The 15,076-nt window shown below is 69.1% G+C and carries 13 protein-coding genes; 6 read left to right on the plus strand and 7 right to left on the minus strand.

What is annotated here, in order from left to right; genetic code table 11:
• Nucleotides 1-14: 14 nt before the first annotated feature.
• Genes LDO29_RS08460 through LDO29_RS08485 form a run of 6 tightly spaced genes read right to left on the minus strand, consistent with a single transcriptional unit; the run spans nt 15 to nt 7,343 of the window.
• A complete protein-coding gene (locus tag LDO29_RS08460; RefSeq protein WP_396022639.1) occupies nt 15-899 on the minus strand; it encodes a polysaccharide deacetylase family protein in 885 nt (294 codons plus the stop codon).
• Nucleotides 886-3,321, minus strand: a complete 2,436-nt coding sequence (locus LDO29_RS08465; RefSeq protein ID WP_224079344.1) for an MMPL family transporter — start codon at nt 3,319-3,321, stop codon at nt 886-888. The genes LDO29_RS08460 and LDO29_RS08465 overlap by 14 nt, the downstream gene beginning before the upstream one ends.
• The gene (locus LDO29_RS08470) at nt 3,318-3,926 is read right to left on the minus strand and encodes a LolA-related protein (protein WP_290369542.1); all 609 of its coding nucleotides are present in this window, start codon (nt 3,924-3,926) and stop codon (nt 3,318-3,320) included. The genes LDO29_RS08465 and LDO29_RS08470 overlap by 4 nt, the downstream gene beginning before the upstream one ends.
• Nucleotides 3,927-3,929: 3 nt before the next feature.
• Nucleotides 3,930-4,901 (minus strand): LpxL/LpxP family acyltransferase, encoded by a 972-nt coding sequence (locus LDO29_RS08475; RefSeq protein ID WP_224079345.1) that lies wholly within the window; start codon nt 4,899-4,901, stop codon nt 3,930-3,932.
• Nucleotides 4,895-6,619: an AMP-binding protein gene (locus LDO29_RS08480; protein ID WP_224079346.1), complete on the minus strand. Its 1,725-nt coding sequence runs from the start codon at nt 6,617-6,619 to the stop codon at nt 4,895-4,897. Before LDO29_RS08480 ends, LDO29_RS08475 begins: the two co-directional genes overlap by 7 nt.
• Before the next feature lie 13 nt (nt 6,620-6,632).
• Nucleotides 6,633-7,343 (minus strand): COG4648 family protein, encoded by a 711-nt coding sequence (locus LDO29_RS08485; protein WP_224079347.1) that lies wholly within the window; start codon nt 7,341-7,343, stop codon nt 6,633-6,635.
• Nucleotides 7,344-7,596: 253 nt separating this feature from the next.
• Between LDO29_RS08485 and LDO29_RS08490 the strand changes: the two genes are divergently transcribed.
• The 5 genes from LDO29_RS08490 (at nt 7,597) to LDO29_RS08510 (ending at nt 11,760) form a co-directional block, all read left to right on the plus strand.
• Complete coding sequence (locus LDO29_RS08490) at nt 7,597-7,857, plus strand: phosphopantetheine-binding protein (protein WP_253074112.1); 261 nt, start codon at nt 7,597-7,599, stop codon at nt 7,855-7,857.
• Between the two features lie 58 nt (nt 7,858-7,915).
• Nucleotides 7,916-8,665 (plus strand): 3-oxoacyl-ACP reductase FabG, encoded by a 750-nt coding sequence (fabG, locus tag LDO29_RS08495; RefSeq protein WP_224079349.1) that lies wholly within the window; start codon nt 7,916-7,918, stop codon nt 8,663-8,665.
• Between the two features lie 15 nt (nt 8,666-8,680).
• Nucleotides 8,681-9,481, plus strand: coding sequence for a glycosyltransferase family 2 protein (locus LDO29_RS08500; RefSeq protein ID WP_224079350.1), 801 nt, complete (start codon nt 8,681-8,683; stop codon nt 9,479-9,481).
• Between the two features lie 131 nt (nt 9,482-9,612).
• Nucleotides 9,613-10,116 (plus strand): cupin domain-containing protein, encoded by a 504-nt coding sequence (locus LDO29_RS08505; RefSeq protein ID WP_224079351.1) that lies wholly within the window; start codon nt 9,613-9,615, stop codon nt 10,114-10,116.
• Nucleotides 10,117-10,383: 267 nt separating this feature from the next.
• The gene (locus tag LDO29_RS08510; RefSeq protein WP_224079352.1) at nt 10,384-11,760 is read left to right on the plus strand and encodes an MFS transporter; all 1,377 of its coding nucleotides are present in this window, start codon (nt 10,384-10,386) and stop codon (nt 11,758-11,760) included.
• Nucleotides 11,761-11,770: 10 nt separating this feature from the next.
• Here the strand turns inward: LDO29_RS08510 and LDO29_RS08515 are convergent, their stop codons facing one another.
• Nucleotides 11,771-13,198, minus strand: a complete 1,428-nt coding sequence (locus LDO29_RS08515; protein ID WP_224079608.1) for an aminotransferase-like domain-containing protein — start codon at nt 13,196-13,198, stop codon at nt 11,771-11,773.
• Between the two features lie 274 nt (nt 13,199-13,472).
• Here LDO29_RS08515 and LDO29_RS08520 point away from each other — a divergent pair, with 274 nt between their 5' ends.
• Nucleotides 13,473-15,065, plus strand: coding sequence for a cbb3-type cytochrome c oxidase subunit I (locus tag LDO29_RS08520; protein WP_224079353.1), 1,593 nt, complete (start codon nt 13,473-13,475; stop codon nt 15,063-15,065).
• Nucleotides 15,066-15,076: the final 11 nt, after the last annotated feature.

Genomic DNA, 15,076 nt, shown 5'->3' on the forward strand with positions numbered 1-15,076 from the left:
GTGCGGCCATTGTATCAAGCAGGGCGCGCGGGCCCCGCCGCCATGCCGGTACGCAGTGTCACGCAGCGCAGGCCCGCGTCAGCGATGGCGCAGAGCAGCCCTGGCAGCACGGTCGTGCAGTGCGGCTCGCCGGCAGGATCGGCACCGCTGTTCCCGTCGTGCAACAGCAGGATGTCGCCGGCGGCCAGGTTGCGCGTGAGGCGCTGCGCGACGCGGGCGGCACGGTCGCCGTTGCGTGTATCGAAGCCGCGCCGGGTCCACGCGGCAAGCTGCAATCCTTCCGCGCACAGTACGGGTTCCAGGAACGGGTTGCGCAGGCCGGCCGGGGCGCGGAAATAGCGGGGCGCCTGCCCGGTGATTTCGGTGAGCAGTTGCTGGGCGGCGCGGATTTCCCGCCGCATGCGCCTTGGCCCGAACACCGAGAAATCCAGCCGGTGATGCATGCTGTGGTTCTCCACCGCATGGCCGCGGCGCGCGATCTCGCGCACCAGGGCGGGGTATTGCGCCGCGCGCTCGCCGACACAGAAGAAGGTGGCCCGCGCACCATGCTGGTCGAGCAGGTCGAGCACGCGCGGCGTGAGTTCCGGGTGGGGGCCGTCGTCGAACGTCAGGGCCACGCAGGCGCCGGCGGTGGGCGGCAGGCGCAGCACGTTCGGGCCCAGCCAGGTGCTGCGCGGCCACAGCCCCACGGTCGCCAGCGTAGCATGCGTGGCGCCCACGCCTGCAGCGGCCCAGGCCAGCATGGACGGCTCAGCCAGCACGGCTGCGGCAGCGCCCACGTGGACCAGGCCCGCGCCGTACAGCAGCGTGCCTGGCCGCCAGCGGCGCGCCGGCGACGACATCGTGCCCTGGCCGGATGCGGACAGTGGAGCCGGGGGTTTTATCTCAGATGTCTTCATCTTGCCTGTCACGGGCATGGCTGCCGCTTGCCGGCGCCAGGATGGCCGAGAAGCACAACGCCAGCACCGCCCCCGGCCCCACGGTCAGGCCGAAGGCCTTGAGCAGCGGCAGGTCCGACCAGGCCAGCAGCCCGAAAGCCGCCACGGTAGTCAGGTTGGCCAGCAGCAGCGATACCAGTGTATGCGCGGAAATGGCCGTCGCCGGGCCTGTGCTGGCTGTGCCATGGAAGAAGAGCGCATAGTTCGATCCCACTGCCACCAGAAGCAGCAGGCCAACCAGGTGCAGAAGATTGAGCGGCTGCCCCAGCGCTGCCAGTCCGCCCATGACGGCCAGCGCCGCGGCGGCGAGCGGAAGCACGGTCGCCAGCACGCGCCGGGGCGAACGCAGCGCCACCGACAGCAGCACCAGGATGGCGAGCACGCCACCCAGGGACAGGTGCAGCGCCTCGCGCATATAACCGCCGTAGAGCTGGTCCGACTCGCGCTTGAGGTCGACAAAGAGCGCGTGGCTGACGCCGGCGCGGTCCAGCGCCGCGCGTACCGGCTGGCTGTCCAGCACATCGGTGGCCTTGGCAGATGCCGGCGCGCGCAAGGGCAGGGTGGCGTTCCAGTGGTCGCCGCGTTGCGTGAGCAGGGCGTCGATGGCAAGCGCCATCGACGTGCCCTTCAGGTCTTTGCGCTGCAGCAGCGCAGCGGTGCGCGCCTGCCCGGCCTCGGCCAGGAACGGCGCGAACAGTTCCGGGCGCACCGGCTGCTGCGCCACCGCCGTGCGCAGGCGCTGCGCCAGTTCGTCGGCCGGGGGCAGGCTGGCCTGGCGTGCGCGCTGCGTGGCGGCGCTCGGCAGGTAGCGTGCCGGGCTTTCATAGCCGCCGATGACGCCGGACGCCACCAGCGGGTCGAGTTCGCGCGCCACGCGCTCGGCACCTTGCAACACGGATTCCTGGTCCGGGCCAGACAGCACCACGAGATAACGCACATCGGGCGCGCCAAGGTCCGCGCGCAGCGCGGCGTCCAGGGCCTGGTCCGCGGCGGGCACCGGACTCAGCGCCGACAGCTCGCGTCCCCACAGGCTGTCGTGGCGGACCCAAAGTACGGCGCAGGCAGCCAGGGCCACCACAGCCACCAGCCACCGCAGGCGGCCTGCGCGGGCGACCAGCGCGGCCAGGCGCGTGCCCAGCGGCGTGACGTCGCGCAGGTGCAGGGTGGACGGAACCAGGTGCGGCAGCACGAAGCGCGTGACCAGCGCCGCGGTGGCCAGGCCGGCGATCGAGTACAGGCCGAGTTGCGCCAGCCCCGGAAAGCCGGACAGCAGCAGCGAGGCAAAGCCGCACACCGAAGTCAGCACGCCGAGCCGCACGGTCGGCCAGAAGCCGGCAATCCACGCGCGGTTGTCGCGCTGCCCGCCGCGCGTGTACTGCGCCGACTGGACGAACAGGTAGATCGAGTAGTCCACGGCTTCGCCGATCAGCGTGGTGCCGAAACCGAGCGTCAGCCCGTGCACCGTACCGCCGAAGCCAAGGCTGACCGCCGCCACGCCGGCCAGCGCGCCGGACAGCACCGGAACCAGCCCGAGCCCCAGCAGCGGCACGGACCGGTACACCACAAGCAAGAGCGTAACGATGATGGCGATGCCGATGGCCGACAATCGCTCCACATCGTGCCGGATCGTGTCGCGTGCCTTGACCGAGAATACGCCGGGGCCGGTCATCACGAGCCGGTACGGACCAGTGCTGGCCGCATCGGCGAACGCCTCGCGGATGGCGTCAATCGCCTTGGCCTGGCCGTCGGTATCGGAGCCGGCACTGGCCGTCTGCGCCAGCAGCACGGCCCGCCGGCCATCGCGCGAGACCCAGGCGCCCGCATGCATCGGCACGCGCTGCCGGGCGTCGAGCTGCGACATCACCGACATCACCTCGCCGGTGGGGTCGCGCGGCAGCAGCGACTTGGTGAAGAGCCCTGCGGGCGAAGCCAGCAGGTCGAAGGTATCGGCGACGGCTGCCGTGAGCCCCGGCTGCGAGAACCGTTCTGGCGTGACCGTCGGGCTCAGCAGGTAGCGGTGGTTGTAGAGATAGCGCTGGTCGGCGGCCTGGTTGACCGGCTCGCCATTGCTGATGGCGGAAAAGCGCGCATCCTGGCGGAGGTGCGCGGCCATGGCGCGCGATACGGCCGCGCGTCCGTCTGCGTCGCCGCCTTCCACGCCGACCAGGATCAGGCGCGAGACCAGCCCTTCGCGCAACTGGTCCGCCAGCAACTGCTGTTCGGCGCTGGGCATGCGCGGCAGGAAGGCCGACAGGTCGGCAGTGAAGCCGGTACGCGTGACGACTGCCGCGCAGGCCAGCAGCCACGCCAGCCAGAGCGCCACGGCCAGGCGTGAGGCCGGCAGGGCGGTTGGGCGCGGCCCGCCGCGCGGCGCGAGCGTCATGGCCTGGCGGTGGGGCGGATCTTCATGACCGAGCGGTCACCGTCGGCCTGGCGGATTTCCACGCTGTCGAGCGTGTCATGAGCGCCGTCGATGCGCACCTGGCTGACCATGGCGGCCATGCGCGAATCGGCCGGCGTGAGGATCAGCGTCCAGCGGCTGGCGCGCCCTTCCAGTCCGAGCTTGTAGTAGCGCTCCAGTGCGGTGCGGTTGCCCGCGAGCGTGCCGCGGATGCTCTCGATGAAGGCGGCGACTTCCGGGTAGTTCTGCAGCGGCATGGTGTAGCGCTTGCCGCCGCGCTCCACGGTCATCATGTCGCCGTCCAGCACCAGGTTTTCCGGCTTGGGCGTGACGGTGCGCTTCTCCAGGTGGTCGGGTGCGACGAACACCAGCTCGCCGCTCGATTCCACCGGGCGCTCCAGCATGGCCAGGTACTTCTTCTCGGTGAACTGTACGCGGCCGGACTTGCGTTGCGCGAGCGCGGACATGAGTTGGTCCACGCCCCACGCCGCGGGGCCGCTGTCCGCGGCCAGCGCCGGGACGGTCATGCCGGGCAGCAGCGCAGCGCACAGCAGCAGGGCTGGCAGGGTCAGGCGGATTCGGCGCATGGGTCAGGGCTCGTTGCCGGGCGGCGGCTGCTCGGACAGCGGCGGGCCCGCGTGCCAGAAGTCGTAGAAGTTGAACCAGTTGTAGGGGGCGCTGCGGCAGAACTGCTCGAGCAGCGCCACGTAGCGCTGCAGCGCGGCCTGCACCTCGGCCTCTCGGTGCCCGCGTGCCACCTGCGAGAAATCCGCCAGTGGCACGAAGTGCACATCATAGCGGTTGCCGCCGCGGTACAGCCCGGTGATGAAGAACACGGGCCGGCGCAGCATGGCCGCCATGCGCAGCGGCCCGGTAGGAAAGCCGGTGGGGGCGCCCAGGAAGCTGCACTGCTGGATCGGGTCGGTGGCGCGCTGCGACAGCGTGCGGTCGGCCAGCATGCCGATCATGTAGCCGCGGTCGAGGTAGTCGCGCACCTTGAGCATGGCGTCTACCTTGCCGAGCGTGATCATGTCGCGCCGCATGGCCGGATTGATCGACTGCAGCACGTCATTGAGCTTGTGGGCGTTCTCCTCGTACATGGTGATCGCGACCCGCATGTCCGGATGCTGCCTGCCCATCGCACGGATCACCTCGAAGCTGCCCAGGTGCGCGCCGAGCAGGAACGCGCCGTGCCCGCGCGCGATGGTTTCCTCAAGCAGCTTCTCGCCATGCAGGCGGATATCGAACAGGTCGAAGCGGCCGTTGAGCAGGTAGATGCGGTCGTGGATGGTCGAGGCGAACGTGAAGACGTGGCGGAAGCCGTCGATCCAGCCTGCCTCGCGGCCGAGCGCACGGTCCATGTACGCGCGCGACGCATGGCGTGCCGCCGGCGAGAACAGCGTGAAATAGGCCGCGATCAGCCGCAGCACGACGCGTCCGGCAGGACGGCCGAGCGCCAGCGAGATCCACGTCATGACGCGCATCAGCGTGACGTTGCTGCGTTCCTGCCGGCTGGACCAGTCCGCGTCCAGCGGCTGCGGCTTGCGGAGCCAGGTCAGCATGGCGATGCCTCCTGGCCTGCGGGTGCCGGCCGCGTGCTCAGCGTGCCGCTGGCTACGTCGCGCCCGCCTGCGCTCAGCGTGAAGCGGATGGACGCGCAGCCTGCGCTGGCACTTTCGCCCTGCAACTGGTGATTCACCTCGACCCGCTCACCGGGCCGGACCGGGCTGAGGAATTTGACTGTGCCGACGTGGCTGACGGCGAGCGGGCGCCCGAGCGCCGCCCCGATCTGCAGGATGGCGTGGTCCAGCAGTACCACGCCGGGCACCACGGGGTTGCCCGGGAAATGGCCCGCCAGCGCCGGGTGCCCGGCGTCGATCACGAAGCCTGGTGCATGGCGTTGCGCAAGCTGCGCCGCCACCAGCAGCGCCAGCGCTTCGCGCGGCAGCTTGCCCGCGGCGTTGCGCGGCAGGCGGTCGACCAGGCAAAGCGGGCGGGGCAGGAAAGCGGCATCGACGCGCCCGCGCAGCGCCTGCACGATGCGTGTGGCCGGTACGCCTGGCGCCACGGCCAGTGCCACCAGCCGCACCACGCGGCCGGCGGCCTCGTCTTCATGCACGTCGTCGGGCAGGTAGAAGGTGCCGTCCTGCACGCCGTCGATGGCCGTGAGCTGCTGGTTCAGATAGGCGAGCGAGGTGCGCTTGCCGGCGATCTTGATCATGTCGGCTTTGCGGCCATGGAGCAGGAAGCGCGCGGCGTCGATTGGCCCGATGGCATCGCCGAGCGCGACCGGCTGGTCGATGTGGCCGCCGGCAGCCCAGGTCACCGCATCGGTGTCGCCATCGGCGGCGGGCTCCAGGCGGCTCTCCAGCCTGATGCCGGGCAGCAGCGTCCATTCCTCCGTATCGGCCGTCGCGCGCGTGGCGAGCGCACCGGTCTCGGTGCTGCCATAGATTTCCAGCAGCGGTGCCGCCAGCGCATGCCGGGCCTGGCCCGCCAGTGCACGGCCCAGCGGGGCGGTGGCCGAGAGCACCAGGTCGGCGGGGGGCAGGTCGCCGCCTGCCTGCAGCAGCGCGCGCAGGTGCACCGGGGAAGTCACCAGGGCGCGTGGCCGCGGGACTGTGTGCAGGGCGGCGCGGATATCGGCCGGATAGAAGGCGGGGGCGGAGGCCAGCGCCGCGCCAGCTTGCAGCGCCAGCATGACGGTCGCTTCCAGACCGAACATATGCTGCGGCGGCAGCGTACCGACCAGGGTCCAGGCGCGGCCGTCCAGCAGGCCAAGGCGCTGCGCCGTGGCGCGTGCGCCGCGCACCATCGCGCCCCAGGTCTTGGCGTGCGCGACAGGCTGGCCGGTCGAACCCGACGTGAATATATAGGCCATCAGCCGTTCGGCCGGTATCTCGGGCACGGACGGTTGCGCAGCAGGGGGCACCGCATGGTCTTCCGACGCGTCGTAGAAGAAACGGGGCAGCGCCCCGTCGCTATGCGGGTCGTCATGCAGGCAGAAGACGTCCGGCGCGAAGGCTGCCAGTTGCCGCACCATGTCCGGGGTCTGCGACGAAGGCAGCAGGCTCACTTTGCCGCGCAGCAGCGCAGCGCAAAGCCCGACCGCGAAGCGGTAACGGTCCGTGCAGGCATTGAAGACGTGCTTGCCGGCGGGCAGCCGTGCAGCCAGGGCGTGGACGTCCGAAACGAACCGGCTGGCCGTGATTGCCTGGCCACCTTGCCAGGCGACGACGCTGTCCGGCCCGGGGTGTGAGAGCAGTGCGAATGTGGTCATGGGCAATCCGCGTTCAGCGCGACACGCCGGCGCGGCTGGCGCGCTCGCTCATCACGGCCCGATAGCCGCGCACGGCATCGAGCACGCCCGTGTGCTTCGCCGCCGGCAGGACGGCGCGGCGGCAGGCGGCTTCGGCCACGAACATCAGCGCCACCAGCAATGGCGTGCCGAGATTGGCGAAGGTTGACCAGGCTGGCATCGGCGCGACCGCGAACAGTATCAGGGAGACAACGGCCGTCACCGTGAAGAACAGGGTCCAGGCCTGCGTGACGCGCCGTGTGTAGCGCCGCATGTCCGGCGGGAGCGGGCCATGCACGGCCGCGGCAAACTCCGTGCACAGCGGCGTGCCACCCTGGCGCAGCGTGCGGCCGAACATGGCGGCCAGCGCCGCGTTGGCGCCAAAATGCTGCAGGAAGTAGGTCCAGCCGAAATGTGCGGCCAGCGGAATGCGGCCTACCCACAGGGCGGTGCCGCATGCAGCCAGCAAGAGCAGCCAGGGCAGGCGCATGGCCGACCGCCACGCGGCGGCCAGGGCAATCAGCACGAACGGCGCCATGCCCAGCATCAGCGCGGCGACTTCGCCGCCCGGCGTGTGCGCCGCATGATGGAGAGCTGACTCGTAGGCCAGGAAACCCACAGGCGCAGCCACCCAGCCGACGCGCTGTCGCAGCGGCGTTGCGCCGGGGGATGTGGCAACGGGGTGGGGAAGCTGGCTCGAAGGCATGACCGGATTATTGTGATACAAAGTACTCTTTTCTTGCCACCGGATCGGCACATGGGGACATTTCCGGCGCGAACAGACGGCAAGGCGAACGCTTTATACCTTAAAAGACCCGGCCGGCGCAGCGATGTTTCAGGAAAGTCGTTCCAATGTTGTTACTAAACTTCTCGCAGGTAGTGCGATGTGCCGCGCTTTGGTAGCATCGCCTCGCCATCTTCCGGCGTCCCGTGTGGCGTGGAAGAAGACCTTGACGACAATGAACGAACTCGAAAAGGAACTCGCCAGCCTGATCATTGGCGAACTTGACATCGCGGACCTGAAACTCGAAGACGTCAGCGCCGATACGCCGCTCTATGGCGACGGCTTCGGGCTCGACTCGATCGACATCCTCGAAATCGCGCTGCTGGTCTCCCGCAAGTACGGGGTCGAACTGCGCTCGGACAACCCCGACAACAAGACCATCTTCGCCTCGCTGGGCAGCCTGGCGGCCTATGTGGCGGCCAACCGCACGCGCTGAACGCGGCGCGGGCCACCGCACGGCGCATCCGGCAATCCGGCAGACACGGGAGCAGCATATGGCGCAGCAGGGCAGGCCACAGGTCACGCGCAGGCTGGCACTCGTCACCGGCGCCAGCGGCGCCATCGGCAGCGCCATCAGCCACGCGCTGGCGGCCGCCGGGCATGAGGTCTGGGTGCATGCCAACCGCAACCTGGCGCAGGCAGAAGCCGTGGCGGCCGCCATCCGCGCGGCGGGCGGCGCCTCCACTGCCATCGCCTTCGATGTGACCGACGCGGATGCCACCGAAGCGGCGCTGCAGGACATTCTCGCGCACGGCGCGGTCCAGATCCTGGTCAACAACGCCGGCATTCACGACGATGCGCCGCTGCTGGGCATGAGCCGCGACCAATGGCGTCGCGTGATCGACGTCTCCCTGCACGGTTTCTTCCATGTCACCCAGCCCTTGCTGATGCCCATGATGCGCACGCGCTGGGGCCGCATCGTCAATATGGCCTCAGTCGCGGGCGTGATGGGCAACCGCGGGCAGGCCAACTATGCCGCGGCCAAGGCGGGCCTGATCGGCGCCACGCGTTCGCTGGCGATCGAGATGGCATCGCGTGGCGTGACCGTCAATGCCGTGGCGCCGGGCGTGATCGAATCCCCCATGACAGAACATGCGTTTCCCGCGGAGCGTATCCGCCAGCTTGTGCCGGCGGGCCGCGCGGGCACGCCCGACGACGTGGCGGGCATGGTGGCCTACCTCGCTTCCGATGCCGCGGCCTACGTGACCGGCCAGGTGCTGTCGGTCAATGGCGGCATGGCCTGAACCGATCGTGCCGCCATGGCCGCGCAACCGTCCCCGACCCATCTGGTACTGATCCCCAGCTACAACCCCGGCGCCATGCTGCGGGAGACGCTGCGCGCCGCGCGCGAGGCCTGGTGCCCGGTCTGGGTGGTGGTGGATGGCAGCACCGACGACAGCGCGCGGTGGCTGCAGGAGCAGGCCCGGAACGATTCCGGCCTGCGCGTGCTGGTCTTGCCCGAGAACCGGGGCAAGGGCGCCGCGGTGCTGCACGGCATCGAGGCCGCCGCCGCGGAGGGATTCACGCATGTGCTGGTGATGGACTCCGACGGCCAGCACCCGGCGCAACGGATCGGGCAATTCATGGCGGCGTCAATGCGCGAGCCGGACGCGATGGTGCTCGGGCGGCCGGTGTTCGATGCGAGCGCGCCGGTCGAGCGCGTGTACTGGCGCCGCATGTCCAACTTCTGGACCGATGTGGAGACGCTGTGGGCCGGCGTCGGCGACTCGCTGTACGGCTTCCGCGTCTACCCGATTGCGCCGCTGCGCGCCGTGATGCAGGAAAGCCGCTGGATGCGCCGCTTCGACTTTGACCCGGAAGTCGCCGTGCGCCTGTGCTGGCGCGGCGTGCGGCCAGTCAACCTCGACGCGCCGGTGCGCTACTTCGATCCGCGCGCGGGCGGCGTTTCCCACTTCCGCTACCTGCGCGACAACCTGCTGCTGGCGTGGATGCACCTGCGGCTGGTGGCGGGCTGCCTGGTGCGCTTGCCGTGGCTGCTCTGGCGGCGCCTGCATGCGCCGGCGGGCGGCAACTCGCATCCGCCGAATCGCGCCGCCTGAGCGGGCGGCGAGCTGCAAGGGCTCCGTCTGGCATCGTGCTTCTGCACTACGATGGTCTCAGGCACCGCTCGGAGGCAACGATGCGGCTGCCATGCCGCGCGTGGGTGGTGCCGATGCAAAAGGAGAAGACCATGAAAGCGCATTCTTCAGGGCATCGGGCGCGGCTGGCATGGCTGGCGGCAGCGACGCTCGTGCCATCGCTCGCGGCCGGGCTGGCCAGTGCCCAGGAGCCGGCCGCAGGTGGCATGGAGATGATCAATCCCGCCGCGTTGAAATGGGGTGACGCACCGCCCTCGCTGCCCAAGGGGGCAAAGCTCGCCGTGCTCTATGGCGACCCGGGCAAGGATGCACCGTTCGTCATCCGGCTCAAGACGCCGGCCGGATACAAGGTGGCGCCCCATTGGCACACCCAGGCCGAGAACCTGACGGTGATCTCAGGGACGCTGTACCTGGGCGCCGGGGACAAGATGGACATGAGCCATGCCCATGCCCTGAAGACGGGCGGCTTCCACTACCTGCCCGCCAAGGCGCATCACTACGCTTTCAGCAAGACCGAGACGGTGGTGCAGATCCACGGCACCGGTCCGCTGGATATCAATTACCTGAATCCGAAGGACGACCCGTCCGGCAAGTGACATACGCGTGGCCGGCGGCCCGGGCTGCCGGTTGGTCATGGCCCCATGTATACCCTGATTGAAGGGGGCCGGGTGTAGTCACCCTGCAAGCCGCACCAGCGTGCAGGCGCCTCTGCGGGCAATACCCTGCAGGTATTCCGGAAATACCCATTCGGTGTTGGACTGCCGGCTTGCCGCACTCCTATTCTCCACGCCAGAAGACGTGCCGCCGGCAACGTCGCGATCCCGACGCAAGAAGCGGGACCATTCGGTGACAGGAGACAGGTAGTGAAACAAATCGATGTGTACGCGGTGGCGGATGGCGCCACCTTCAACCGCTTTCACGCAGGCGTGCTGTTCTGGTGTGCGCTGATCATCATTTTCGATGGCTATGACCTCGCGGTCGCCGGCATTGCGCTGCCAGCGATCATGAAGGACATGGGGGTGTCGGCGACGCACGCCGGTTTCATGGTCAGCTCGGCGCTGTTCGGCATGATGTTCGGTGCCGTCTTCCTGGGGACGATCGCCGACCGCATCGGCCGGCGCAAGGCCATTGCCATCTGCATCCTGCTGTTCAGCGTGTTCACTGCGGCCGCGGGGCTGACCAGCGACCCGATGCTGTTCGCCGTGAGCCGCTTCCTGGCTGGCCTGGGCATTGGCGGCGTCATGCCGAACGTGGTGGCACAGATGACCGAGTACTCGCCGCGCCGCATCCGCGGCACGCTGGTGACGCTCATGTTCAGCGGCTACTCCGTCGGCGGCATGCTGGCCGCGCTGCTCGGCAAGCAGTTGCTGGAGCAGCATGGCTGGCAGTCCGTGTTCCTGGCGGCCGGCGCGCCGGCCCTGCTGGTGCCGCTGATCCTCAGCCGGTTGCCCGACTCCATGCCTTTCCTGCTGCGCACCGGGCAGCACGACGCCGTGCGCAAGATCCTGCGCGCCATCGACCCGGCGCGCCCCTGCCGTGACGACGACCGCCTGGTTCTGCCGGACGCCAGCGCGGGCGGCAAGGCTGCCGTGGGCGAGCTGTTCCGCGACGGGCGCGGCTTCAGCACGCTGATGTTCTGGGTGGCCTTCTTCATGTGCCTGTTCATGGTCTACGCGCTCAGTTCGTGGCTGACCAAGCTGATGGCGTCGGCTGGCTACAGCCTTGGCTCGGCGCTGACCTTCGTGCTGGTGCTGAACATCGGCGGCATGGGCGGGGCCATCGGCGGCGGCTGGCTGGCCGACCGCTTCAGCATCAAGTACGTGCTGATGGGCATGTATGCGCTGGCCGCGGTGTCGATCGCGCTGCTCGGCTACAAGGTGCCCACGCCGGTCCTGTTCGTGCTCGTGGGCCTGGCCGGCGCCTCGACCATCGGCACGCAGATCGTCACCTATGCCTATGCGGGGCAGTTCTACCCGGTTGCCGCGCGTTCGACGGGCATCGGCTGGGCATCAGGCGTGGGGCGTGCCGGCGCCATCCTTGCGCCGATCGTGATCGGGCTGCTGGTCGGCATGGCCCTGCCGCTGGAGCAGAATTTCCTGGCGATCGCGGTGCCCGCCGTGGTGGCCGTGCTGGCGGTGGGCGGTATCGATCACCGGCGCGCGGCGACGGCGGGTGCGCTCGCGCCGCAACAGGCAGCAACTGCACCGAAGGCCTACGCAACCTCCCGCGCCGAGGGTTGATCCCGGCGGGCTAAGGCCGGGCGCCGGCCACGGCGCCGGCCAGCCGGCCCAGCGTGGCCAGCGCGGTCTCGGCGCGCTTGTCCCACTCATGTCCGTAGTTGAGCCGCATGCAATGGCGGAAGCCATGCCGCGCCGAGAAGATCGGCCCCGGCGCGATGCTGATGCCGTGCGACAGCGCGAGCTGGTGCAGCGCCAGCGTGTCGGCGCCTTCGGGTAGCTCGATCCACAGGAAATACCCGCCCGCCGGGCGCGTGGCCCGCGTGCCAGGCGGAAAGTGGCGCGCCACGGCCTGTGCCACGGCGTCCTGCCGCAGCATGAGCGCGTGCCGCAACTGGCGCAGGTGGCGGTCATAGCCGCCTTTCTCGAGGTAGGCGGCGATGGCCGCCTGCGCGGGCGCGGAGCCGGCCAGCGTGGTGGTCAGCTTGAGCCGCGCGACGTCGCGCGCGAAGCGGCCCGGCGCGGCCCAGCCCACGCGGTAGCCCGGCGCCAGGCATTTGGAGAACGACGCGCAATGCATGACGAGGCCCGACGTGTCGAACGCCTTGGCCGGGGTGGGGCGGCGCGTGCCGAAATAGAGTTCGCCGTAGACGTCGTCTTCGATCAGCGGCACCTCGTAGCGCGCGAGCAATTCCACCAGCGCCTGTTTCTTGGCGTCGGGCATCAGCGAACCGAGCGGGTTCTGGAAGTTGGTCATCAGCCAGCAGGCCTTGGGGCGGTGGCGCTGCAGGGCCTGTTCCAGTGCACCGAGCTCGATTCCCTCGCGCGGGTGCGTGGGCACCTCGATCGCTGACAGGCCGCAGCGTTCCAGCGCCTGCAGTGCCGCGTAGAACGTGGGGCTTTCGATCACCACCGCATCGCCAGGGCGGGTGACGGCCATCAGGCACAGGTTCAGAGCCTCCAGTGCGCCATTGGTGACGACGATTTCGTCGGCCTGCACGGTCAGGCCGTCGGCCAGGTAGCGCAGCGCGATCTGGCGGCGCAGGCTCGCATTGCCCGGTGTCAGGTCGTCCACGCTGCTCCACGGGTCGAGCTTCTGCACGGTCGCAGCCATGGTCTTGGCCAGCCGCTGCATCGGGAAGAGCAGGGGGCTCGGGAATGCCGAACCGAACGGCACCACGTCGCGCCGCATGGTCGATTCGAGCACCTTGAAAACCAGTTCGCTGACATCGACGGGGCCCGACTCCTCCGCCGGCGCCGACGGCGTTTCCGCCTCGGGCGCCAACTGGCGCGAGCCCGTGGCAACGTAGTAGCCAGACCGCTCGCGCGCACGGATCAGGCCGCGCGCCTCCAGCAGGTAATAGGCCTGGAACACGGTCGACTGGCTGACGCCGCGGCCCGCGCTGGCCTGGCGTACCGACGGCAGGCGGTCGCCCAGGCGCAGCACGCCGGCATGGATCGACTGGGCGATGTCCTCCGCCAGTTCTTCATAGCGTGTCATCTGTCGTGCGGCGCCTGTCATCTGATCTTGTCCTTTTCACCATTTCATTAACTGTAATGGATGCCAGGGGGCAGCACCAGATTGGCCTTTTATTTCGGGCAGTTATTCGGCCGTGGAGGCTGGACTGCGACAAAAGGTAGCACCCCGGGAGCTACTGCTCTGGTCATTTCCTTCCTCTCTGCTTCTGTTGCACCGGTAGCAGCCCGTCTAGCATTGGCCGGCCAATCCCGGGAAGCGGGCCGCACCGGTCCGCCCCTGTCTCGCCCCCAATGCCATGGATCCCACCAGCCTGCTGCTGCTTACCTTCCTGCTGTCGATCGGCGGCCTGTTTGCCTTTATCTGGTCCCTGAGGAAAGGCCTGTTCGACCTGGAGTCGAGCGGCGCCCGGACCATCTTCGCGAGCGGCGAGGTCGGCCGGCCCGAGGACCCGTCGGGCGTCAGCGCCACAACGGCTGCGGACGCTGATCTGGCCGAAGAGCTCGCCGCGCGTGCCGAAGCCGACCACTCCAGCGCCATGCCGGCCCTGATGCTGCTCAGTTGCGCCGTGGTGTGGCTGGTCGTGGCGTCCCTCGCCGGCCTGGTCAGCTCGCTCAAGCTGCACCTGCCGGACTTCCTGACCGCGCAGGCGTGGCAATCGTTCGGCCGCATGCGTGTGCTGCACCTCAACGCCGTGGCCTATGGCTGGGCGCCGATGGGTCTGCTGGGCCTGGCGATCTGGATGATGCCGCGGCTGCTGCGCACGCCGCTGAGCGGTGGCCGCTTCGCGCTGGTCGGCACGCTGGTCTGGAACGCGGGGCTCGTGGCAGGACTGGGCGCCATTGCCAGCGGCATCAATGCCGGCATGGAGTGGCTGGAGATCCCGTGGCAGATCGGCCTGCTGTTCGCCGTGGGCGGCATGCTGGTCGGCGTGCCGCTCGTGCTGATGCTGCAGCGGCGCCAGGTGCACCACCTCTACGTGTCGGTGTGGTACATGGGGGCGGCGCTGTTCTGGTTCCCGGTGCTCTACATTGTCGCCAAGGTGCCTGGCGTGCATTTCGGCGTGGAGCAGGCCACCATGAACTGGTGGTTCGGCCATAACGTGCTTGGGCTGTTCTACACGCCGCTGTCGATTGCGGCGGTGTACTACTTCCTGCCCAAGGTCATCGGCAAGCCGGTGCAGTCGTACAACCTGTCGCTGCTGGGCTTCTGGACGCTGGCCTTCTTCTACGGGCAGGTCGGCGCGCACCACCTGATCGGCGGGCCGGTGCCGGGCTGGCTGATCACGCTGTCGATCGTGCAGAGCGTGATGATGATCATCCCGGTGGTGGCGTTCTCGGCGAACCAGCACCTGACGCTCAAGGGTCATTTCGGCGTGCTGAAGCACTCGCCCACGCTGCGCTTCGTGGTGCTGGGCGCGATCATGTACACGCTGGCCTCGGTGCAGGGCTCGTTCGAGGCGCTGCGCTCGCTCAACGCCATCACGCACTTCACGCATTTCACCGTGGCGCACGCGCACCTGGGCATGTATGGCTTCGTGTCGATGGTGATCTTCGGCGGCATCTACTTCGCCATGCCGCGCATCGTCGATGCGCCGTGGCCGAAGCCTGCGCTGATTTCCGCGCACTTCTGGCTGGTCGCCGGCGGGTTTGCGATCTACCTCGTGACGTTGACGATCGGCGGCGTGCTGCAAGGGCTGGCGCTGCTGGACCCGGCACGGCCATTCATGGAATCGGTCGCGCTGACCTTGCCCTGGCTGCAGGGACGCTCGATCGGCGGCGCGCTGATGACACTGGGCCACCTGGTGTTCGCCTGCCACTTCGCGCTGATGGCGTTCCGCCCGGCCACGCTGCGGCAGGGCGATCGCGTGGTTTCCGAATCCCTGGCCTGATTGACCGACGA

The sequence above is a fragment of the Cupriavidus laharis genome (assembly GCF_914271435.1).
Lineage (GTDB): Bacteria > Pseudomonadota > Gammaproteobacteria > Burkholderiales > Burkholderiaceae > Cupriavidus > Cupriavidus laharis.